The 25,317-nt window shown below is 41.9% G+C and carries 13 protein-coding genes; 5 read left to right on the forward strand and 8 right to left on the reverse strand.

The genetic code is table 11. The annotated features are described in order from the left end of the window. Positions 1-27: 27 nt before the first annotated feature. The 8 genes from B3317_RS01890 to B3317_RS01925 all read right to left on the reverse strand — a co-directional run bounded on the left by B3317_RS01890 (position 28) and on the right by B3317_RS01925 (position 17,114). Positions 28-3,345, reverse strand: coding sequence for an MGH1-like glycoside hydrolase domain-containing protein (locus tag B3317_RS01890; protein WP_291108025.1), 3,318 nt, complete (start codon positions 3,343-3,345; stop codon positions 28-30). Between the two features lie 24 nt (positions 3,346-3,369). After that, a complete protein-coding gene (locus tag B3317_RS01895; protein ID WP_291108027.1) occupies positions 3,370-4,299 on the reverse strand; it encodes a glycoside hydrolase family 43 protein in 930 nt (309 codons plus the stop codon). Between the two features lie 18 nt (positions 4,300-4,317). After that, complete coding sequence (locus B3317_RS01900) at positions 4,318-7,446, reverse strand: DUF6298 domain-containing protein (RefSeq protein ID WP_291108029.1); 3,129 nt, start codon at positions 7,444-7,446, stop codon at positions 4,318-4,320. Between the two features lie 36 nt (positions 7,447-7,482). Continuing rightward, complete coding sequence (locus B3317_RS01905) at positions 7,483-8,130, reverse strand: DUF3826 domain-containing protein (RefSeq protein WP_291108032.1); 648 nt, start codon at positions 8,128-8,130, stop codon at positions 7,483-7,485. A gap of 83 nt (positions 8,131-8,213) precedes the next feature. Continuing rightward, positions 8,214-9,905, reverse strand: coding sequence for a polysaccharide lyase (locus tag B3317_RS01910; RefSeq protein WP_291108036.1), 1,692 nt, complete (start codon positions 9,903-9,905; stop codon positions 8,214-8,216). 153 nt (positions 9,906-10,058) lie between these two features. Then, positions 10,059-12,230, reverse strand: coding sequence for a RagB/SusD family nutrient uptake outer membrane protein (locus B3317_RS01915; protein WP_291108039.1), 2,172 nt, complete (start codon positions 12,228-12,230; stop codon positions 10,059-10,061). Between the two features lie 11 nt (positions 12,231-12,241). Continuing rightward, positions 12,242-15,601, reverse strand: a complete 3,360-nt coding sequence (locus tag B3317_RS01920) for a SusC/RagA family TonB-linked outer membrane protein (RefSeq protein ID WP_291108042.1) — start codon at positions 15,599-15,601, stop codon at positions 12,242-12,244. A gap of 37 nt (positions 15,602-15,638) precedes the next feature. After that, entirely contained in the window at positions 15,639-17,114 is a 1,476-nt protein-coding gene (locus B3317_RS01925) for a DUF4992 family lipoprotein (protein ID WP_291108045.1), read from the reverse strand. A 459-nt stretch (positions 17,115-17,573) separates the two neighbouring features. Here B3317_RS01925 and B3317_RS01930 point away from each other — a divergent pair, with 459 nt between their 5' ends. The 5 genes from B3317_RS01930 to B3317_RS01950 all read left to right on the forward strand — a co-directional run bounded on the left by B3317_RS01930 (position 17,574) and on the right by B3317_RS01950 (position 25,313). Beyond that, complete coding sequence (locus B3317_RS01930; protein ID WP_291108048.1) at positions 17,574-18,557, forward strand: GntR family transcriptional regulator; 984 nt, start codon at positions 17,574-17,576, stop codon at positions 18,555-18,557. A gap of 50 nt (positions 18,558-18,607) precedes the next feature. Then, on the forward strand, positions 18,608-21,208 hold the full coding sequence (locus B3317_RS01935; protein ID WP_291108051.1) for a glycoside hydrolase family 2 protein: 2,601 nt from the start codon (positions 18,608-18,610) through the stop codon (positions 21,206-21,208). 105 nt (positions 21,209-21,313) lie between these two features. Continuing rightward, positions 21,314-23,089, forward strand: a complete 1,776-nt coding sequence (locus B3317_RS01940; protein ID WP_291108053.1) for an L-fucose isomerase — start codon at positions 21,314-21,316, stop codon at positions 23,087-23,089. Between the two features lie 23 nt (positions 23,090-23,112). Then, entirely contained in the window at positions 23,113-24,354 is a 1,242-nt protein-coding gene (locus B3317_RS01945) for an MFS transporter (RefSeq protein WP_291108056.1), read from the forward strand. 32 nt (positions 24,355-24,386) lie between these two features. Further along, complete coding sequence (locus tag B3317_RS01950) at positions 24,387-25,313, forward strand: dihydrodipicolinate synthase family protein (protein WP_291108059.1); 927 nt, start codon at positions 24,387-24,389, stop codon at positions 25,311-25,313. The last annotated feature ends 4 nt before the right edge of the window (positions 25,314-25,317 follow it).

The raw sequence follows: 25,317 nt of genomic DNA on the forward strand, positions 1-25,317 counted from the left end.
TTGAGACCTGAAATCTTGAAATCCTTATTATTGCATTTTATAAGTTAGTTTCGTAAGATTGTCTGCTCTGGCAACGACCTTTCCGTTTACCATTACATAAAATCCTTTTCCACGCTTATATTTTTCTCCTGTTCTGTCCCAGACAATCGTGATGATTTTGCCATGATAAGGCACATTGTCCAGACAGAACCAATCCCATTTACCATCAGGAAGGAGTGGATTGACTTCCAGAATCCGGTCGGCCCGCGGGCGTAATCCTATAAGTCCTGATATAATAAGGTCATTAAATGTAGAATGGTTATAATAGCGGCTGCGTTCCTGATCTCCTTTCAACCAGTAGCCTGTCACTTCATCCTGATATTCGCCGATATATGGACGGCCTCTGTGATGCTGGCTTTCTACATATAGTTCCATATGACGGAAGTAGATGCTGTCATTTACCACATCCTGCTTATAGTTGTTCAGGACATTGGCCATAGCCGTTAAAGTCTGGGAGGTGGCAAAAGGCCAGATTGCTCCATCCCATTCACAGTTACAACATCCGTGGGTACGGAACAGGGGGTGACGGCGTTCGGCAGTTGTCAGCCCGTAAGGAGCAAGGAATCCTTTCGGTTCGGTTACTTGTTTCCAGGCCTGGGCGTATTCATTCTTTTCATCCGGTAAATTGAAATACCATGGTATGTAACCGATTGCTTCACGTGCCTGGGCAAATTCTCCGGGGGCCCTTAATGTTTCAAAGAAAACACTATCCGTATTCCACAACTGCGTTTGAACAAGATTCTTTATTTCAGCAGCTTTTTCTTCATATTTTTTTACTGCCGCTTCGTCTCCTTTCAATTTTGCTATTTCGGCCAATGCAATGGCATTGCCATACATATAAGAGTTGATGGTAGGGCGGGCATATTGTTTACGGCGGCCACCGCTGATTGTTTCTTCCATGCCATCCTGTACATCACCCTGCCAGTATAGCCCGCTGGGTAACCTGTGGTCGCCTTCCCACTGCGAATATTCATTCTCAATGTCGGGATACATATCCAGCAAATAGTTTTTGTCGCCATCTACCAGATATTTGTTGTATAAAGCATTGGCTGTCCAGCTACTGAACTTACGGAGTTTATTCATCGGCTTTCCTTCGTTACCTCTGAACCAGACATGGATATATTGGTTGGTATATTTCTGGTCGTGGAGCCAGCGGCTTTCATATACATGATGACCTATCGCGCATGCAATCAGGTTGTACTTATCAGCGTAAGACCTGTTTACCAAAAATTCAGTTATTCCGTACCCAACAGGGGTTTCTTTGATATGTTTTCTGAACGACCACCATCTGTAATAATACATCTCTTCAAAATTCTTTTGCGGACATTCGAATAATGGAATATTAGCTTTCATCCAGTCCCAAGATTGAGAATCAGGAATAGCCTGTACAATATTTTCATCTTCCATTGTATTGAAGTAATCTACATAGGATTTGAAGTTACCAGCATCTAATATTGCAGCCGTTTTAGTCGGGTTCGACGTTTTCAGGTAAGAGATGTAATACGCTGCTTCCGGCTCATCTTCACCGGCGTTCGGCAGATCGGTAAACCTGTCGGCAGGTGTGTTCGGTGTGGGGTCTAACGGTAGATCCCCGGTGCGGAATACAATTCTTGTTATTGATTCGACAGGATTGAAGAACAAACGGGTAGGAATATTCTTGTCGTTAATCTTCATTGTCAGGCTTCGGGTAGTTGTATTCAGTGATACCTGGATATTATACACCTGATTGGCTTCATACGGAGTCAATGTATTGTATCTGGCTCCTGTTTTCAGTTTCATCAGGCCATCATTGTCGAAGATTATACGTGTACAGGCTTCTCCTTTCGCATTCTGAAATTCTATTTGAAGATTTCCTTTATCGTTTTGCATTGGCAGTACAGTAAAAGAAGCATCTAATGTCTGTGATTCGGGGACTACTCTCTCGGCCTTTGCATAATCGAATAAATCCCAATCCTTAAGCGATAGCCAGCGTTTTCCATCGTTACGTTTTTCTATTTTTACCGGAGCCCGGAGCGGACTATATATATTCCATACATCGAGTTCCTTTCCTTCAGGCATGTTGTCGAATACCTCGTCGGCATGGCTTGTCGCCATATTGGTAACAGGCACACGGATTTTGGCCACCCACATATCTTCTTTATTCATGCTGTATGTTACCCACATATTGCCATCGGGAGGAGTACCGTTGTTCTCCTGTATACCCCTTACATATTGAGGCCCTCTCGATTTGTAATTGCCTCCGTATCGCATAGGGGTGATATCTCCGTGCACAAGATACAGATCGGTATATTCCAATCCGTCCATACTTGTAGAAACAGCCAGTGGCCAACGGAATTCGGACGGATTATAAACTGTTGCGAATTTCTGATCCGAAGTTCTTTGTCCCCAGATTTTTGCATTACTGTTGACAAAGCCGGGGGCACGCTGTGCCGATTCGGGCCATGTTTTACCACCATCATTACTCATGGTTGTAAGCGCGTGTTTCCATAATCCGACAATACGCCCGTCATCCAGCCTGTAATAGCTGAATGCCTTATATGCCTGTATCTTAGGTATGATGGGGTCGTTCCTGTCGGCTTCTTCTATCCATTGCATCATGTACAGGGGATTGGAAAGAAGTTCGTCGCATGCCTCGACAAATCCTTTATCTTTACTTTTCTTATAAAATGGAAAATCCGTATTCTTTTCATTGAATGCGTGATTGTAACGGATAAAATGGATAGGCCCGAATGACCCGTCTTTCTTTATTTCGCGGATAACACGTCCGATACCATTGCCGTCGTTGGGGTCATTCTTCATATCCAGAGCAACACCATAATAGCTGATAGCCAAAAGACGTCCGCTTTTTGCTGTGAAAAAACCTACACGCTGATGTGTGATCGCGTACAGGTCTTTTGCAACGCCCGGATAATCGGGCTTTGTATATCCGTCAGGCACTTTATACTCAGGAAAAAGTGTTACGGGGGTAGTCCAGTTATAACCATCCTTCGATGTTTGTATCATTGTCCTTGTCGGGGGCACGTGTTCGCCTACCGGAGCGTTCAGATACTCCAGATAAAATGTGCCGTTCCAATAGGCGAGCATAGGAGCATGGTTGTATGTCCATCCCAATCCTTCTGCTTTTTCAGGATATTCTCTGTTTGCCCGGAACGTTTGTATGTTATGTGTCCCTACTGCGGGGCTTAGTTGTCCGTGGTGGTAATCTACATTAGACAATGTTTTCCCTGTATAATGCACGCCGTCTTGTGCTGACGCGGTCAGGGTTATTGCAATTATAGCTAACGCGATTTTGATTCTTTGGGTCATCGTAATATTTTATATTAGAAATATTTATTTTTCCAATAGGGCTTTTAATACACTTTCGGGAGCTTTGAATATAGTGCCGTGTTTATGGCCGATGGGTATGGATATTTTATCATTGATATCTGTAAATGTTTTAAAGTCTTTTGTAGAAACAGCATCATACGATTTTTTCCTGTAAGCATCGAAATAAATCAGCCATTCGTCTCCGGCCTTGACAACAGAAGGTCCTTCCGTAAAGTTCTCCGTGAATTTCTCCGATTGGTTGCCGTAAGGTCCAATGGCTGTTTTTCCAAAAGCTATGCGCATATTTCTTTCGGGACGTGTGTTGTCTTTGAATACCAATACATAGTCGGTGGAATCACGTTTTACTATCACGGCATCGATTGAACTATATCCCGGGTCGTAAAGCAATTCGGCCTTTGAGAAATCCTTAAAGTCTTTTGTACGGGTATAGTATAGGCGATGGTTGTTATCTTCGGCTTCCATCCCTTTTTCGAATTTGAATGGAATGGTAGAAGCCCAGACAATAATGAAGTCATTGTTTACGTCATCGTAAAACAGTTCGGGCGCCCATACGTTTATAGTAGTCGTATCGAATGCCATAATAGGTATATGTTGCTGTTCCGACCAGTTTATCAAGTCTTTTGATGAAGCATAGCCAAATGCCGGATCGCCTTTCCAACTGCAAGTCCATACCAGATGAAATGTACCGTCGGGCCCTGCAACAATGCTGGGGTCGCGCATCAATTTCTGAACTCCGGCTTCCGGTTTGAGGAATATACCGGGTATGCTGTCCCATTTATATCCGTCGTAACTATATAATAATTTTAATCCGTCAGTAGCAGGTTCGCGGAAAGAAGTGAACATGTACACCTCTTGTTCTTTTTGTTCCTTTGCCGTATTACACGATGTAAAGAAAGCTGTAATGATAAATAAAAATAAAATGCCCTTTTTCATAAATGTAATTCGTATATGTTATTTTCTGACAAGCCAGAGTACTGCTTTTTTTGCTTGAATATTAGCTGTGCTTCCTCCTTTTATTTGTTGCTTGTCTTTGCTCATTTCTCCTGTTTTGGCGTCGATTTGGTAAAGGTCATAAGTGTTCTTAGTGCCGCTCAGGTCGATAGAGATGGTTTTATTATCGGAATATATAATATATCCTACCGCGGGATTACCCAATACATATTGTCCGTCTGTATTCATTTCGGTAATAATGCTCATAGCCGATGCGTCTTTGAGGAATCTGCTGTCGCTTATCTTAGGCAGGCAGGCCAGAGAGCCTTGTGCCATAAATACTGCCCATGCTTGTTGCGGATAAGTACTTGAATAAAAGGTAACCGCTTTGTCCGGAAATTTCTGTCTGTATTCACTGACCGCCCGATATGCCGAGTTAAAATCAATACCTCCCGGTTTCACTAGTCTTGCATGCTGACGGGGTGCCAGATTCAGACCGCCTTCGGGTGCATATGTAGAGCCATCGTTACGGTAAAACCAGTAACGTATGTCTATGATGTCTACGATTTTGGAGCGGACAGGGTCGGCAAGGATGGCATCCTGTACATCTTTTGTTGTACTAAGTGCAATCAGTTGTTTTTCTCCTGTTTCGGTTTCCCACTCGGCAATGACATCCAACCAGAATTGCACGAAATGGATAGGCCCTGTGTACTCTTCGCTTATCAACTGTATTACGCTGTTTGTTCCCCTGAAATTGTTGAGGCATTGCCGTATATATGCACGATGAAGTACACGTCTTACAGGATGGCTGATATCGTAAAACTGCTCAGCCAGGAAAATACGTTTATCTCCTGCATAGGGAGCAGGTTCTGGAAACCCTGTATTGTTAATGTTATTGGCAGGACGCCATGGACTGTCAGCCCAGTGGGCTCCGGCTTCGATAATATTGTGCTGGAAATAATTCTGATGCATGAGTATCAATCCGTCATTATCGGCGATCTGAGCAAACCGATGCAGCCGCGACCAATACCAGTCATTATATTTTGTGATATCATATTTGCTCAACCCGTCATAAGCCGTGCTTTGTCCGCTACGGGCAAAAGGCTGTTCATAGAATGGCGGCCATACCTCCCCGTTGATACGGCGTACCCGCTCATGGTCGTCGCGACGGCGGTCGTACCATAAACCATAATTATGGTCGATAGCGATAATGTTGTTCTTTTGCATCCATGAAGCGACGGAATCCAGGTCGTCGGTCAGCCCTGTACCTGTTCGCCCGGGTACAAAGCGTGTAATATGGGGACTGGCCGATTTGGCCAGATATGCCGGTTGGACTGTTCCGTTCCACCACTGGATATTATGCTTGTATCCGGTTTGGACACTATTGTTTCTGGTTAGCCAGCCATTTGTAATGGCTAGAGGATAAACCGGTAGTTTTTTCTCTGAAATTTTTTCTTTGAAAGTAAATATTACGGCTTTATCATTCGCTGGAAATTCCTGTTTTGCGACTACACTGTCGATCCATTCGCTTAATGTGACAGGAGCCTGATAAGCCTGTTTTGTAAGCTCTGCCGCTACTGCCACAGATGGAGAACTCGAAGCTTCCGAACTTACAGGCAAAAGATTAGCCCTGTTCTGATACGACTCGCCGAGTCTTTCTTCCAGTTGTTGATAATACAGACTACGGGGATTTATATGATTATTGCTTTCATTCCAATATCCATCACCGGAAAATTCAGCCCAGGTGCCAAATGCCCAGTTTTGAGCAGTTGGTGGTGCAAAGCACTCAACAAGGGATGCCGAGCATTGCCAGAATACGCTGTTTGCCGCGTTCCATCCGGTCCCCTGTGCTTCATGCATCCTGTTTTTGTAGCTCAGGGCGTTGCCGTTTACATTCACTATATCGAATAATACGCCGGAGGCCCAACTGTCCACAGGGCCACTGAAACTGTATGGTAATTCCGATTCGCACTGCACAAAAGCATTGGGTCCCGGAGCACAGAATCCTACAGCAAAGTCATGGTATCCCTCCTCTGAATACAATCGTTGGAAAAGACACTGCTGGCCGGAAGTAAAGAATGTATAGCGGCGTTGCCCTCCGATTTCGGAAACAGGGGCAAACGATTTACAATTTTCAACTGTTATTCTTTTTGCTGTTTCCTGCACGGTAACGGCAGAACCTGCAAAATGGCGGAATGTAATATTTCGTACCCATGCATCGCATATATTTTCCATCGAAATAGCTACCCATGAATGAGCTTCATCTTTCATGTTATTCTTATCATATTCGGATATGCATGATAGGTTTTCTATTCCGACATTATTTATACGTCCGTTCCATGTATAAGGTATTACAAAGCCGCCTCCGTATTTTTTGTCTAAAGCAGTGGTGAGCGGGGCATCTATCGTTATTCTATTGCCTGCGACGGAAATAATAGTCCTGTCCCAATATAAGTCCTGTTCTCCCGCTTTCCATCCGAGGGCGGTTATTCCCCCTCCGAAGTGGTTTGTTCCTAATTTGTTTATCCATTCGGTAGTAGATGGGCGATGAATAAATATTTTATCTCCTGTTTTCAGGTTATGTCCTGTTTTCAGGTTATGTCCTGTTGCGATGTTTAGTGTCAATGAATTTACCGGTACATAATTGTCCGTTATTTCTATTGCAGCGTCTTTTGTCAGGTCTTTTTGCCCTTCGATTTGAATGAGGGTTCTCCGGTCTTTTCCGGTGGCTATGAGGCTTGTTCCTTTATCGCCCATTCCGGCTCCGCGGAGAATTGTTCCTGAACGCGTGATATTCAGGTTTCCTGATATATGGTATGCTCCCGGTTGGAGGAGAACTACCCCTCTGATTCCGGCCTTGTCGGGTTCTTTATTCCCAATGTAATCAATGGCATTTTGTATAATCTTTGTGGCATCTCCATCCGTATGAGGAATGATTATAGTAGCCGCGGGGTAGGGGACAGGCATTTCTCCGGCCATATATCCGGCATAGGAGAAATCGGGAATCCGGTTTCCTAAGCTGTCAGGAGTGTAAGAAAGCCTGCCATCTTTCAGTTCTAAAGGAGGAACAGGCTTTTCCGCTTTCTTATTCTGAGCGGAAGTATATCCGCCCAAAATAAGAAGAAGTATTATGAAATATGATTTTTTCATGTTTTAAGATATTCGATATAATTTAATGATTGAATATCATTTGTTTTTCTGCTCTTCAATACGTTTGTTCCAGTTTTCGCGTTCTTTTTGGATGTTATATCCTCTTTGTGATAAATAATTATTGAATCGGCCTTTATATTTGCCAAACCATTCATGTTTTTTGTTGGAAGAAGAGGCGCTCATTGCATACTCTCTTGCTTCAACCAGCCATGCGTACAACTGATCTTTTTCTTCTTGTTTGAGGGCTGGAATCATATCGAGATAAGAATCGTAGGTGACTTTTACAACACCGTATGTCATACCGTCTTTAATCTTCTCTATCTGGTCATTGGTCAGATAAGTTGATAATGCTCCTATGTATGCACAATGTAGTTTATACAATTTAGCGTCGGTTTCATCTTCTATGTTTTTGATGGTAATTCCACGTTGTTCTTTATCTGAAATGTCGCTTTTTGCGGTTTTTATCAGTGCCTCGGAATTATCGTGGATAGCTCCCAATCCTTTGTATTGATTAGTAATAATATCTGTAACCTTGTCGTAAATTTCCTGATTTCGTATGCCCAGGGTTTTTACGATTTTATCAGCTCTTTGTTGCAGAACTTTGTTGTATTCTTCTTCCTTATTCTGAGAAAACAGAGATATGGCGATGAAAAGAAATAGCAGAATAGAAAATGTCTGTTTCATAAAAGTATTTTGAGTATTGAAAAGATTGACGGTACATAAATATATCTGTAATTTATTATGTACCATCAATCCGGAGTCTTAAATTATAATAAACTTTTTCTCTTTGCGAGCGTATCGTAATTATTTTCAGGTTTGGTCCAATCTGTTTTTTTGGTAGGATCAATTCCGTTGATAAATTTTTCGATATTTGTATATCCGTCTCCGTTCATATCTTTTACGGCATCGGTTGGGTCATTCGGATTCAGTCCGTATTTCTTTTCCCACTCGTCAGGAATACCGTCGCCATCACTGTCTTTATAAGGCTTGCCTTTATATTCAGGATAACCCCCTACCTGTTTGATGTCGGTGATAATACCTTGCTTATATGAATCTTTTGGCAGACGGCGATGTTCAAACTGATAGAAATCATCCGGATTCAATCCTTCTGCGTAATATACTTTTCCTGTTTTTACCTGTTCCAGTACACGCTGGTCGACGATATCACGTTTAGGGAATGTCGCTCCGACATTTTCCAGTACAAAGTTATAGGCCTCCTGTGCAGTCATGATAGGGAATGGATTTTCTATCGGGAACGGTTTGTCCCATTTCATATTTGCGGTATATCCGTCGGTATTTCCCTGTTCCTGAACCTGGATTCCTCCGGCCCAGTTATCTTTTGTTATTTCAGGATAGCCTTCCACAATATTGCCGTTCGCGTATACACGGCCGAATACATAATAACCTAATTTGCTGCGGCCCGATTCGGGTTTAAGTATGCGGTGGCCGACAGGAGAGTTTTTCGGTGTGAGAGGCCCCGGTTTGTAATAGTTATTTATTACGTTGAACAAAGCAGTATAGTCTCCACCGTCCATAGAGCGGTGTACCCAGTTATAAATCACATTGTTGACAAAGTTGAAAACGCCATTCCAGCCTACCGATGGGTTTCTTCCGGCATTGTTGGCCCACAGGTTGCGCATAAATGTGCAGTTTTCACCCCCCAGCGTGCTGCCGAATGCGTGATTGTATGTGTCCAGAGCCTGAGCCGAAATTGTATTCTGTATTGTGACATTTACGGTTGGTAGTTTTAGTTCTTTGGAACCGTCTCCGGGGTTGAACATATGGCGGTAGAATGAAATATTTTCATCCAGTCCCCAGCTGGTAGAACAGTGGTCAATCATAATATTTCCAACCGGATTTCCTCCGAATGCATCATCGCGGCGTCCTACCCACGTTTCACCACGGCGAAAACGCATATGTCTTACAACTACGTCGTGAGTATTAACCCACAGCGATTCACCTGCTATGCAAATACCGTCGCCCGGAGCAGTTTGCCCGGCAATTGTAATATACGGAGCGCGTACGATTAGTGGTGATTTTAAACGGATTATACCGGCCACATTGAATACAACGATACGGGCGCCACCTTGTTCGCAGGCCTCACGAAGGGTTCCCGGACCACTGTCCTCGAGACTGGTTACCACGATCACTTTACCTCCGCGGCCTCCGAAACTATATGCTCCACCTCCTTCGGCTCCTGGAAATGCAGGTATCTCAGCCTGAGGAAGGTCTGTCGGGCGGGCTGCCCACGGAATATAGGGTTTGCCTTCTTTTGCTTCCTTCTCTATAATTGGCAATGCTTTTTCCCAGGCAGCATTAGAAGCTTCCTCCGCTTTCCTGAGTAATTCAGATGATTGGGCGGCTACTTCTGATGTGATTTTGGGGTATTGGGCAAATAATTGTGCATTAAATGCAAGTAAGCAAAAGGCAGTGCTTGCAAGGATTAATCTTTTTTTCATGTTTTTTTTGTTTTAAACTACAGCTTTTCTTTACTGAGAGAATCTAATTGTCTTAAAATATATAAACCTACCAGATCTTTTATTCTCTAATTGAAAGACCTCTGCGGAAAATCACAAAAGCCTTTCAATTAGATTATTAATTATTCTTCACTATTATTCAGCTAATGGATCAAATGTGCCATTCGCATTGCCTTGTGTTGCATCTCCCCAACCAATGGTTTGTTTTAATGTAATATTATTGGTTTGCGCACCGTTTGTAAGACCGATAAAATAGTATTTAGGTAAAAAAGTAACGACTTTGTTTAGTTCATCGCCAATACGTGTTTTACGTATAAGATAACTATCATAAAAGTTACTTAAATTACTGAATTGGGCACTCAGATCATTCTTCAAATCTAATGGAGCAGGACGATTGGCTAATATAGGATCGGAGTTGCTTGCTTCAGTTGCAGTTGCTTTAGCACAAAGTTCAATATTGTCGCGACGTTTTCCGTTGAAAGGTTCTACGCCCAGATATGTACAGGTATTACCGTTAAATCCTGTCAATGTCCACGAACTTGGTGCGCCATTTACATTATTAAAATTACCGCCGCCATCCCAAAGTAACCAGCGACGCATATCATCGAATCGCTTACCTTCGTATGCAAATTCGATTTGACGTTCGTATAGAATAGCTCCGAACAATTTACCGCGATCACCAGATAATGAAGCATCCAAACCATAATTTTCTGTTTCATTGGTATACCCTGCACGTTTGCGAATATCTTTTAGCACCTGTACGGCTTCTGCATAATTTCCGATACCGCAAGCGGCTTCTGCAAAATTCAGTAACACTTCTGCATAACGAATTTCCATATGAGGCATAGCTCCTTCGCCAAATGCACCCTGACGATTTTCAGAGGCTGTGGCAGGCCAGCGATATAAACAAGTAGGGGTAGGAGTCGTCATGTCAAAATCGTTAGAACGCTTGCGAATATAGACACCTCTATAGTTTTGTCCTAACATATCAGCTCCGAAACCGCTTATATTCGGATCGGCTTGTTTAGTGGCATCGCCATACCATGAATAATTCCATAGCACATAGTTTGAACCATTATAGACGGCATTTGAAGGAATAGTTCCCTGCCATGCCAAAGGATTGCCTTCAAATCTCCAGTACATACCCGGAAATGCAAATGTGCGATAAAAACGCGGATCACGATTTTCGTAGAACTTCAAGGAATTGTAATTGTATTGGCCTACTTCTGTCGGCCTCTTACCATCTGCCATAGGAAATAAATCGACCATCAGGGCATTTGCACTCATTCCCGTATTGGATGTAACGCCTGAAGCATTGGAAGGGCGCAAGCCTTGTTCCCTACGATTGTTTCTATAGATTTCGTTCGCCGCATCATCGTCATGTACTTTGTTATAGAGCGTTACAAACACTGCTTCCGGACTGTTGTAATCGGAAAATATTTTTGACCATCCGGCAGCATTGATTCCCGGAGCATCCAGATAAGCCAGGCCAAATCCGCCGGACGTCAGAGCCTCAATGGCTTTTTTATTGGCATCATACGCTGCTTGCCAACGGTCTTTGTTATCTGAACGATTAAATAGCGGACTGGCATAGAGTAAGCGTGCACGACCGGCTAAGGCATAAGCTGCTCCTTTAGTAACACGCCCGAAATTAGAACTTCCCCAAGTGTAAGGTAACATATTATAAGCTGTTTCCAGATCGGAGCATATAAAATCAATACATTCCCTGGTGGTTGCACGGGGTACTGTCAGGTTTTGCGCTTCACTTACATCGGTTACCTGCACTTTATCTATAATTGGGACCCCGCCATATACTTTTACCAATAAATAATATTGCCATGCCCGGAAAAAATAGACTTGTCCCAGTAATTCATTCTTCTGATCATCGCTTAACGTACCACCTGAGATACCGGCTATCACATCATTACAATTGCGAATTTCACCCCAAGGACTATTGCTTGTTGCACTACTTACATAAAACCAGTCGGTCAAATTGCTTGATGAAGTAATTGTTACATCAGGATGGACAAAATTTGAAAGGCCGGTAAATTCTTCGGTCGATTGTGATTGGATATCGCTCTTACCCCCACTTGGACTTCTATAGGTAAGACCATCATTGGCATTCGGTAACATGCGCAGATAGATATCATCAACCCTCCTCAAAGCACCTGTATAATCATTGTAGATTTCGGGAGTAAGATTGCTGTAATTTGTTTTTTCTTCCAAAAATGTATCACTACATCCCGCCCACAAAAGAGAGATCACTATCAGAAGGGCACTGAAAATAAATTTATTTATATTTTTCATATTATACCTTTTTAAAATGAAACATTTAGCCCTACAGTAATTTTCCGCAAAAGAGGATATGTACTGTATGGAGAATTCGGACTCATGAATTTGTCTGGATATGGATTATAAAATTCAATAATATTTTGTCCGGTAACGTTAAGCCGGCAGCTTTCTATACCTACCTTCTTTACCCATACACTAGGCAATGTGTAGGCCAGTGTAATATTTCGCAGAAAAACATTAGCATTGTTTACTTTCCAAAAAGTGGATTCAACAGAATTAACATCAGCGAAACGCAGATTAGGATATTTTGCATCCAGGTTTTGTGAAGCCACAACTCGTCCTTGTGCATCCAAAACGTCTTTGTAAACAAACATATTGCCTGACCAAAATGAAGGTAAATTGGTATATTGCATTGCATCGTAACCTGAAACGGTAGAAACAATACTTTTGTTGCTGATGGCTTGTGTTGGCATCATACTGTAGCTTCCCCAACTTGCGCCAAGTTGTGCGCTAAACGAGAAACTTTTGTATTCACCTCCAAAATTAAGCGTAAAACCATAAGGATTACTCTTGCGATTCGATATTTTTATACGGTCATTCTTATCTATTTTGTTCCCTTCCGGATCATTTGGGTCGCCGGGAGCATAATAAGTGCCATCTGGTTTTTGTGATCCGCGTACATCTTTATAGATCAGCATTCCCGGATGAACGTCCGCTTGCGTTTTTCCCATATAAGTAGTGAGATTATACTCAGCGAAGTACTCGGCAATTTCCTGATAGCTGCGGAACATACCGGTACAATTGTAACCCCATAAACCACGGTCGGCGCGTTCGTCCGGCATAAGGGCATCCAGTTCGCGTGTTGCAGCAGCCGTCCACGGGTATTTAATAATTTTGTTGTCATTTAATGAAGTATTGAGCTTCACCCAGTATTTGATGTCCTTTCCTATCTTATCCCGCCAACTCAGAGAGAGTTCCAGTCCGTAGTTATCTATCGACCCGTAATTGGAGGCTGATGCCTGAGCACCTATCGTACCCGGAAAATCAGAGGTGCTGGTAATCGACATAAACACCTCCCTGTAACGGTCATAATATCCATCTAAAGTAACCGACAAACGGTTTCTCAAAAAGTTTGCATCTAAACCGAAATTACTCTTGTAGCTTTTGTCCCAATGCGAATTACGGTTAGGTACCGCATTCGGGATCTGGAAGTGTGCGCCGGCATTCACATCAGGATTATTACCAAATATAGGGCCTTTAACTGTTTCACTACCATACGTTTGCAGCCAGGCCCACGGCGCTACATTGTCGCGTCCCAACATACCGTAAGAACCACGAATTTTAAGGAAATCAACAAAGTTGACATTGTTCTTAAACCAGCCTTCTTCCGAAATAATCCAACCTAACGATAAAGAAGGGAATACACCCCAGTAGTTTTCAGGAGCAAGGCGGGTACTGGCATCCGATCGAATCTGGAATTCTGCCAAATATTTACTGGCGTAGATATAATTCAAACGTCCTACATAAGACAAAGTTCCGGCTTCCGACCTGCTAAACTGTGTAGTCTGGTCACCGCCTGCTCCGTTCGATTGCAGGTTGGTAAATGTATAAGGTAAAGTAACGTTGCCCCATACATATTCGCTTTCACTTTCCGATTTTTCGATGGTAAACAGGGCACTCACGTCGTGCAAACCGAAACTACGCGCATATGTAGCATAAAAGTTAAGCTGGTAGCTATCACTCCGGCTCAGATTTCTACGAAGATAACTGCCGTTGTCCACAGCAACAGTGGTTATGTTAGAAAAATCCAACGGATAACCGTCGGTTCCTACATATAAGTGATTACCACTACCTCCACGACCAGCTACTCCATCGGGAAACCTATATAGCGTGTATGAGGAGCCGTACTCATTGTCTTTTGTTGTACCTATGTTTTTTGAGTACGTACCTTTAAGTTTCAAACCCTTCAATATATTGCTCCATCCGAAATCGTATTCTATAGATGTATTGATTGTCGTGTTTTGTGGCATATTTTCCACAAAATTATTCAAATTTTCTATGGATCTGTAATCGTATTCCTGCGTTTGCTCGATCCGTCCGTTTGTAATACCGTAAGCGGCAATTGGCAATTGTTTCCCGTTTGGATCAGTAATATATTCAGGAATATAGCGAGGACGAGTCTGTAAGATGACATAATCTTTTTCAGCGTTTGTTCCGCCGACTCTATTGTTCGCCTTTCTTGTATTACCATAGTCTCCGGATACTTGCAGCGATGCTTTTGTCCATTTATTTATTTTCAAATCCATACCGGCACGATAGTTCCAGCGGCTATAGTCTATTTTACCCATATTACCATCTTGTGTAATATAAGATACACTACCGAAGTAAGTAGCGCTTTCGCTACCTCCGCTCGCTGTCACGCTATGTTTTTGAGCTAAAGCCGAACTCCAGTATTTGTCTAATAAATCATAATTTAACGATTTCATAGCTTCCAATTCATCGGCTTGGAACAGGTGCTTCTGAGCATCGAATCCCGTTTGTGTGGGATCGGCTGCGCGTATGGCATTCCAAGTCGTACCAAAATTATAGGAATCCATCATTTTGGAGCGATAAAATTCGTCTGTATAACCGAATTGTCCACTATAGGTAATTTTTGGTTTGCCTATTTCTCCACGTTTGGTTCTTACAAGGATAACTCCTTGCGCTGAACGTGCTCCATAAACAGCAGCCGCAGCATCCTTCAGAACAGAGATACTTTCAATCACACTGGGGTCCAAATTATTGAAAGCAGACTGAGAGGTAATGAAATCATCAATTACATACAGGGGCGTTAATAATCCTGTACTGGATGAAGGAGCACCGGGTGCCAGGTCGTTCTTGCGAATAGTGATACTGGCTGCCTCGCCTGGGCGATTGCTTGATTGGCTTACGCTCACACCAGTTATCATGCCTTCCAGCGCAGCACTCAGGCTTGTTGTAGAAAGGTCTGCTATTTCTGCCGGGTTAACGGTAGCTACCGATCCTGTCAGAGTAGCTTTCTTTTGAGTACCATATCCTACAACAACGACTTCTTCCAAGTCTGTTGCACTCTCTTTCAAAACGATACGGGTATTCGAGAAGTTTGTGATAATCTGTGACTCATAACCAATGTAGGAAACTATCAATCGTTTCTTTTCCGGAACTGTTATGGAAAATTTTCCATCGACGTCTGTAAGTATACCAATCGTTGTTCCTTCTATTTTCACGGCTGCCCCGATAACAGGTTCTCCGTCTTCATACACAACAATACCGCTCACTTTTTGAGTTTGCTGCGCATAGACAGGCATTACTGCAAAGCCTAAGATGAAACTCAAAATAAGGCTGAAGATTAAATGTTTTTTCTCCATATTTTGTTTTTTTATTTACATATTATAGATTTTCAGATTATTGCGCTGGTAGCCAACGCGGATCGCCGGTACGGGCGGATATTTGAACAGAGCCTTCCATTTTGAATATTCCATTACCTTGGTAGGTCAGTTGTGGATCGGAAGTGAAATAATTTACATCCGGCTGGGCCGAGGTGGCATCTTGGGTACCTGTAAAAAGTTTACCGTCATACCATTGCGTATTTTCACCTCCTGTATAGGAAGGTGTACTATTTGCACTACGAAAACGATTAATGATTCTTCCATTTTCATAGCTGTCGACAAACACATTCTTTTGAATGGTTATTTTGTCTCCAGCCTGTCTCATTGCGCCATTCGCGTTATAAGCTTGGGCGGTTTTTCCTGCTTGCCAGAATGTACAGTTGGTAATTGTTAAACTTCCGTTAGCCCAAGTTTCCGTGGTCGGTTTAACGTTACCTGCATGACTTGATGAAATCTGCATGAAACGATTGCTGGAATGACTAGGAGCTACCTCGTTGTATAAAGTACTGTTGATCATAGTAAAGTCTTTAAGCATTCCTGCGCCAAAGCGTATTAATGCATTTCCGAAAGTACCTGTGTTTTGCCCGATAATACAATCTTTAATTAGCATTGTACCTATGGCGTATTTCTTACCGTTATCATAGAATAGATAATACGGCATATCTTGTATTTTGCATGATTGCAAGGCTATTGGCGAGGTAGTGGGTACGACAACATATCCTCCACCCGATAATTCCACGCCGGATGCATTGAATGTTGTATTCATCAGAATAACCGCATTGCTTGAGGTTCCTGTAAAGCCTGAAAAGTCCATATCTAAAAACTTCAATTTGAATCCTGCGCCATCATTCACAAAAGAACCGTCTGTCACAGCTATTTTAGCATGGTCTACTTTGTCGCCTCTGATAGTTACAGCTGTCATTCCTTGCAGGATATTACCAGTCATAGAATAAGACCCACCGGCTACTAATTCATAACACAACTCAGTGGAACTTACAGGAATAGGATTAGCCGTGAAGTATTCGGTAAGGTTCGTTCCACTCGGAATAATTGCTGTAACCGGCAACATATTGTCATATGCTTTTTCTGTGGCAACCTCAGCTTCTTTGTTGTTGTTCTGTGTATTGCCTAAAGTTTTGATTATGACTTTGTAGCGAGTATCTTCTGTAGCCGGATATTTAGCTGATACCCCGTCTATTACCTGATTTTCTTCACCGATTGCATACGGATTGTCGGGATCATCCACGTTATAGACTGAAACGGAATAACCGCCAGCACCCGGAATAAGAGGCCATGTAATTGTCTGCTCGGAGCCATCTGCGCTAAAATTAACGGTTATTTTATCGGCTGCAGGCGACTCTAATGTAATGTTTTTTACGCTGGACGTCCAGGTTTCGTCATCTTTGAATCCATCCACGCAGGATGTAATCATCAGAACCACCATTAAATACAGGATATTCCTGATAGGTCCAATTTTGCTTTTAATTTTCATATATTAAATTTATTAATTAAGAATAAGTTGAGTTTGGAGTATTCGATAAAGTGCCGAAAACAGAAGTGCGATATGAAATACAAATTTCTTAAAACCTGTCTGTTTTATATGTCATAAATTTTATGTGCCATTCAAAGTTGTCTTTAGTTCCTGAGGCTATAAATGTGACTCAGTTTTTTGTCTACGGAATACTGGAGATAATTCAAATTTTTTCATAGATTAATTTATTTGAGGTTAAACATAATTTATAATTAAAAATGCAACAACTGTGCTGTGCTGTACTGTTCTTGGCAAAAGTATCAAAAAAATAACTATACGATAAAAAATAATTAAATGTTTAATAACATGTTACTGAAAAATTGTACTATTACAAAAAAATGCTTTCCTTTGTGATATCAGGATAGAACAGGATAGTTTTTATCTGTTATAATATTGGATATATTTAACGAAAATTAATTCATGATATTAGAATTTGATCAAAATAAAAGCAAGGTTCGTCAGTTGTCAGATGCGATTCGGACTGCTATTTCGAGTGGGGAGTTTAAGGAAGGTGATACGCTTCCCTCTATAAATAAAATAAGCGCAAAATATAATTTGGCACGTGATACTGTATACAAAGCATTTCAGGATCTGAAGGAAAAAGGGATAATCGAATCAGCCCCGACACGAGGATATTTTGTCTCTAATACAGTAAATAATATTTTTGTGCTGCTTGATATATTCGGCCCTTATAAAGAGAATTTTTATAAAGAACTGACCGCGAATCTCCCATTGAATTATAGGCTGGATTTGTATTTCCATCATTATAATAAGCGCTCATTCAATAATATAATCCAGGATAGTGTGGGGCGTTACGACCTTTATCTTATAACCAATCTTCAGAATGATGTTTACTCGGAAGTCCTCGATCGTTTGGATAATACAAAAGTATTGCTGGTAGACTTAGGAAAGTTTAAGAAAGATAAGTTTTCGTATGTGTGCCAGGGTTTTGATACGACTTTATATGATTGTCTGACATCAGGTCTGGATAAATTCAGTAAATATAAAGAGATTTGTCTGGTATTTAATGCCAAGTCTGAGCATCCCAAGAGCTGTATTCCTTATTTTGAACAGTTTTGTATGGATAATAATTTTGCTTATAATATTATTACGCGGGATTTGAATTCATTTGATATTGTTCCCGGCACTGCTTATATTGCCGTTCGTCATATAGATATGATTCAGATTGTTAAAACATGTCGCCTGCAGAATTATGAATTAGGTAGAGATGTCGGCTTGGTGACAATGAATGATGCTCCTATGCTGGAGGTCATTGAAAATGGAATAAGCGTTATTTCTACAAACTTTAAGCAGATGGGCAAAATTGCGGCTGAATATATAAAAACAAGGCAAAAAGTTCAGGTTTATATTCCTACGCAACTGATATTAAGAGGTTCTTTATAAGAAGAACCTCCATTGTTTAACCTCAACCTCGATATTAAAGTGTCCTTACCATGATACGTGCATATATCCTAATTTTATTTATCAGTTTAATTTTTAATACGAATATATCAGCGGGAAACTATCAGCCGGATTTTTCTGTTGCCGGATTTTATTCATTGGAGAAATCCGGACGGGAAGTTTATGACTTTAATGTTGGCTGGAGGTTTTTTAGAGGTGATATATCCGGAGCCGAAAAGATAGACTTTGATGATAGCCGGTGGGATGTGGTATCCACACCGCATACGGTTCAGTTGATGCCTGCTGAGGCCAGTGGAAGCCGTAATTATCAGGGGATAGCATGGTATCGTAAGCACTTTACATTAGATAATTCCTTGGAGGGGAAATTGATTAATATATACTTTGAGGCTGCAATGGGAAAATCCATAGTTTACCTCAATGGTAAAAAAGTAGAAGAACATCTTGGTGGATATTTACCCTTTAGTATCGAACTGACTCAATATGGCGTAAAAACAGGCGATAAATGCGTTATTGCGGTCTTTGTCGATAATTCTGACGATAAGAATTATCCTCCCGGGAAAAAACAAACAACCCTGGATTTTACATATCATGGAGGTATATACCGCGATGTATGGATGATTGCTACATCTAAAGTGCATATTACAGACCCGAATAAAGCGGATAAAGTAGCCGGAGGCGGAGTTTTTGTCCAATATGGTGAGATAACAAAAAAGAAAGCGGAAGTTCTGATTTATACTGATATTGCCAATACCTTAACATCCAATCAGTCTGTAACTGTAGAGAATCAACTAATAGACCCTTCCGGTAAAGTTATAAAAAAGCTGTCTAACAAAATAACATTACGAAAAGGAGAAGAAAAGCAGATAACTCAGAAGATTGTTGTTGACAATCCTGTTCTTTGGTCTCCCGACAGTCCTTCATTGTATAAAGTTGCCACCCGTGTTTTAGCTTCCGGCGGAACTTCTCTCGATGGAGGGATAACCCGGATTGGCATACGGAAAATCGAATTCAGGGGAAAAGATGGTCTGTGGCTTAACGGCGAATTATCCGAACGGTTAATCGGTGGGAATCGGCATCAGGATTTTGCTTATGTCGGCAATGCGATGCCTAATAGCCAGCATTGGAAAGATGCAAAAAAGCTCAGGGATGCAGGTTGCCGTATAATCAGGGTTGCCCATTATCCACAGGACCCTTCGTTTATGGATGCGTGTGACGAATTGGGTATGTTTGTTATCGTAGCAACTCCCGGCTGGCAATACTGGAATAAAGACCCCCGATTTGCCGGGCTGGTTTATGACGATATACGTAATATGATTCGTCGCGACAGGAATCATACATCTGTCTTGATGTGGGAGCCTGTCTTAAATGAGACTCGTTTTCCATTGGAGTTTTCTTTGAAAGTAAGAGAGATTACGCAAACTGAATATCCGGGTGCAGCCTGCGTGGCCGATCATCATTCGGCCGGCGTTGCTGATAATTATGAAGTGGTGTATGGTTGGCCAAAAGATGTGGGCAATTTTAAACAATGCATTTTTACCCGCGAATTTGGAGAGAATGTTGATGATTGGTATGCTCATAATACAAATAACAGAGCATCAAGAAGCTGGGGAGAAGGCCCGCTTCTGACGCAGGCTCTTCAACTGGCAATAGCATATGATGAGATGTATCCCAAAGACAGGCAGTTTATCGGAGGGGCACTCTGGCATCCTTTCGATCATCAGAGAGGCTATCATCCCGATCCGTATTGGGGCGGTATAATGGATGCTTTTCGCCAGCCGAAATATTCATATTATATGTTTAAGAGCCAGGTAAGTGCTTTGTTAAAGCACCCGTTTTCGGAGACAGGGCCGATGGTCTTTATTGCGCATGAAATATCTCCATTTTCAAGTCCGGATGTTACGGTATTTACTAACTGTGACGAGGTAAGGCTAATAATGTATGGGACAGATACCTTAGTACAAAAGGTGGTACGCCGGCAATATGGTATGCCTAATCCTCCTGTTACATTTAAGAATGTGTATGATTTCAATAAAATGAGGATTTATCCATATGTAGAAAAGCAATGGCAGAAAGTAACGTTTGTTGCAGAAGGCCTGATTGATGGTAAGGTGGTTTGCAGTACAAAGAAAATGCCCTCGAGGAGATCCTCCAAATTGAGGCTTTCTCTTGATAATGAAGGGCAGGGTTTAATTGCAAATGCATCTGATTTTATTCCTGTAATTTGTGAGGTCACAGATGATGAGGGAAATGTGAGAAGACTGGCAAAAGAACAAATATTGTTTACAGTGACAGGAGAGGGTGAAATAATCGGAGATGAAATAATAGGAGCAAATCCGCGAGCCGTAGAATTTGGCTCTGCACCGGTACTCATCCGTTCAACTTTGAATCCGGGAAAAATTAAAGTTCATGCCCGTGTTTTGTTCGAAGGCGAGCATGCCCCGACTCCAGCCGTAATAGAATTTGAAAGTGTTGCTCCCAAGCACCGGCTGATATATTCGGAAAAGCCGCAGGTAAATCAAAACTCGATTTATTCCGGTACATATAAACGGCAAATGTCCGAGGACGAAAAACAAAAAACACTGAATGAGGTTGAATTGCAACAAACCGAATTTGGTGAGAAGAAAGGCGAATAAACTGATATTTAATATAATTGGGCTGGTTCTTCGTGAAAGAAGAGCCACACCTCATTTTTACAGATAAAACAATCCTCAACTTAGTGGATTAAAAAATATAATATCATGAAGAATAATGAGTATCCAAAAATTGGTATACGTCCGATTATTGACGGACGCAGGAAAGGAATAAGAGAATCGTTGGAAGGAACAACCATGAATATGGCTAAGAATGTAGCCGGATTCTATGCTGAAAATCTTCGTTATCCCGATGGAAGCCCGGTTGAATGTATTATTGCAGATACCTGTATTGGTGGTGTAAAAGAAGCGGCTAACTGTGCCGAAAAGTTCAAAAGGAATAATGTAGGGCTGACTTTGTCGGTAACTCCATGCTGGTGTTACGGTTCCGAAACTATCGATATGGACCCGCTTATCCCGAAAGCGATCTGGGGATTTAACGGGACAGAACGTCCGGGTGCTGTTTATCTGGCAGCGGCGCTGGCAGCGCATAATCAAAAAGGCTTGCCTACGTTTGGCATTTACGGACATGATGTGCAGGATTTGGGTGATATGTCTATTCCGGAAGATGTGCAGGAAAAATTATTACGTTTCGCTAAAGCCGGATTGGCTGTCGCTATTATGCGCGGCAAGTCTTATCTGGCAATCGGAAGTGTATCTATGGGGATAGCGGGTTCTATCGTTAATCCTGAATTTTTACAGGAATATTTAGGCTTGCGTTCCGAGTTTGTAGACTCTTCGGAGATTCTCCGCCGTATACAACTCGAAATATATGACAAAGACGAGTATAAAAAGGGCTTGGAATGGACTATAAAAAATTGTGCTGTAAATGAAGGTGATGATTATAATCCTGAACATTTGAAGCGTTCCCGTCAACAAAAAGATAAGGACTGGGAATTTGTTGTCAAGATGACTCTGATTATGAGAGACCTGATGATAGGTAATGATAAACTTCATAAAATAGGCTATTCCGAAGAAGCGATGGGGCATAATGCCATTGCCGGAGGATTTCAGGGACAGCGTCAGTGGACGGACTTTTTACCGAACGGAGATTTTTCGGAGGCAATCCTTAATTCTTCTTTCGACTGGAATGGAATACGTGAGCCATTTGCTTTTGCAACGGAAGATGACCATTTGAATGGTATAAGCATGTTATTTGGTAAATTACTGACGAATACAGCACAGATATTTGCCGATGTCAGAACATACTGGAGTCCGGCATCTATCCAACGGGTTACAGGCTGGAAGCCGGAAGGAGTATTGGCTGATGGCGCAATTCACCTAATTAACTCGGGTTCTTGTACCTTGGATGGTACAGGTCGTCAAAGCGAAGATGGAAAGCCTGTAATGAAACCTTTCTGGAAGATAAATCAGGAAGAAGTAGATAAGATGCTGGGTGCTACCAAATGGTATCCTGCTTCGCTCGAATACTTCAGGGGAGGAGGCTATTCTTCTAAATTTCTGACCGAACCCGGAATGCCTGTTACTATGTGCAGGATTAATCTTGTGAAAGGTATTGGGCCTGTATTGCAGATCGCGGAAGGGGTGACAGCTACTTTCCCGCAGGAAGTATTCGACAAAATAGATAAACGCACGGATAAGACATGGCCGAGCACATTCTTTGTTCCCCGGCTTACCGGAAAAGGTCATTTTAAAGATGTATATTCAGTAATGAATTATTGGGGCGCTAATCATGGCGCTATAAGCTATGGTCACATTGGTGCCGACCTGATATCATTAGCCTCTATGCTTTCAATTCCTGTATGTATGCATAATGTAGACGAGGATAGAATATTCCGTCCATCATCATGGGCTGCATTCGGCTCGGATGCAGAAGGTTCCGATTACAGAGCCTGTGAAGCATACGGCCCTTTATATAAATAAGATAAACCCCAGGAAATATTCTCATGAAAGGCAAAAAGGCGTACCCCTGGCTGGTCGTAGCGATGTTATGGTTTGTTGCTCTGCTGAACTATATGGACAGGCAGATGCTGTCTACCATGCGTCCTGCTATGATGGAAGATATTTCGGAATTGGTATCGGCAGCTAATTTTGGGCGTTTAATGGCCATATTCTTATGGATATATGCTTTTATGAGTCCGTTATCGGGCATTATTGCAGACCGTCTGAACCGTAAATGGCTTATTGTAGGAAGTTTATTTACGTGGTCGGCTGTTACCTTACTGATGGGATATGCTACTTCGTTTGATCAATTGTATATTTTACGTGCGGTTATGGGGATAAGTGAAGCCTTTTATATTCCTGCGGGATTGTCACTAATAGCTGATTATCATCAAGGAAAAACCCGTTCGCTTGCAGTTGGTTTTCATACTACGGGAGTTTACTTAGGACAGGCATTGGGCGGCTTTGGTGCTGTTGTGGCCGGTAGTTTCTCGTGGCAGATGACATTTCATACATTCGGACTGACAGGTATCATATATTGTATTGTACTTATATTGTTTTTGAAAGAACATAAAGCATACACAGTAAAACCGGAAGAAAAGAAATCTATTAAGAAAGAATTCTCAGCTATGCTCAAAGGCTTGGGGATACTGTTTGGTAATATCTCTTTTTGGGTTATATTATTCTACTTTTCGGCTCCGAGTTTGCCGGGCTGGGCAACTAAAAACTGGTTGCCGACACTATTCTCCACCAGTCTGAATATTGATATGGAAGATGCAGGGCCAATGGCTACTATTACTATTGCTATGGCTTCGTTGGTTGGCGTGCTTATCGGTGGGTATTTATCGGATAAATGGGTACAGCAAAATATCAAAGGGCGTATTTATACGGGAGTTATTGGTTTAGCTTTAACGCTGCCTGCCCTTTTATTACTGGCTTTCGGTAATAGCCTGGTTATTATTGTTGCCGGAGCCATTTTCTTTGGCTTTGGTTTTGGTATGTTTGATGTAAACAATATGCCGATCCTTTGTCAGTTTGTCTCCCCTCGTTACAGGGCAACAGGCTATGGATTATTGAATTTAGCCGGAATTTCAGCCGGAGCCGTGATAACGAATGTTCTTGGAAAATCGGCCGATGCCGGAAATATGGGGCGTGACTTTGCCCTTTTAGCCATAGTTGTCCTTATTGCAATTATTTTGCAATTGACGATATTGAAGCCTACAGCTATAAATAAAACAGATGATTAAATATTTATTCTATAAGATAAATTGAAAATATAATGAACTCAAATAATCCAATTTTCCAACTAAAGGGAATTGTCCCTCCAATGATAACTCCGTTAACAGATACTGACACGCTGGATGTGAAAGGTGTTAATAATCTGGTAGAGCATCTTATATCGGGAGGTGTAAGCGGTATTTTTATTTTAGGGACTACCGGCGAGGCCCAGCACCTTAGTATCAATATCAAGAAAGAACTCATCAAACATACTTGTCTGGCTGTGAATGGACGCGTGCCTGTTCTTGTCGGCATAACAGATACTTCGGTGTATGAAAGTATAAAACTTGCCGGGTTTGCTGCTGAATATAAGGCTGCTGCTCTGGTTGCCGCGCCTCCTTATTATTTTGCCTTGGGGCAGCCCGAACTGATTGAATACTATGAATTGCTGGCAGATAAATGCCCGCTTCCATTGTATCTGTATAATATGCCTTCGCATACGAAGACAATGATTGAACCTGATACCGTTCTGGCGTTATCGCAACATAAGAATATAATCGGATTGAAAGATAGTTCTGCCAATGGCGTATATTTCTGTAAATTACTGACATTGTTCAGAGACCATCCCGAATTCGGGTTATTCGTAGGCCCTGAAGAAATGATGGCTTCTGTTGTATTGGTTGGCGCACACGGAGGAGTTTCGGGGGGTGCGAATGTTTACCCCCGGATATTTGTAGATGTATATAATGCAGCAGCAGAAAAGAATGTGGATAAAACTATTGAATTGCAGGATAAGATGATGGCTGTGAGTAAAGAGTTATATGGTATCGGACGTTTCGGTTCCAGTTATATCAAAGGTATTAAAACGGCACTTGCATTGAAAGGTATTTGCAGCGATTTTCTGGCTCAGCCTTTTAATTTATTTAAAGACCCTGAAAAGGAGAAAGTTAAGTCTGCTGTCGCTAAGTTAGATAATCTGTTAAAATAGAGAA

Origin of the sequence: Dysgonomonas sp. UBA7710 (assembly GCF_002482385.1) — a bacterium.
Taxonomy (GTDB): Bacteria; Bacteroidota; Bacteroidia; order Bacteroidales; family Dysgonomonadaceae; genus Dysgonomonas.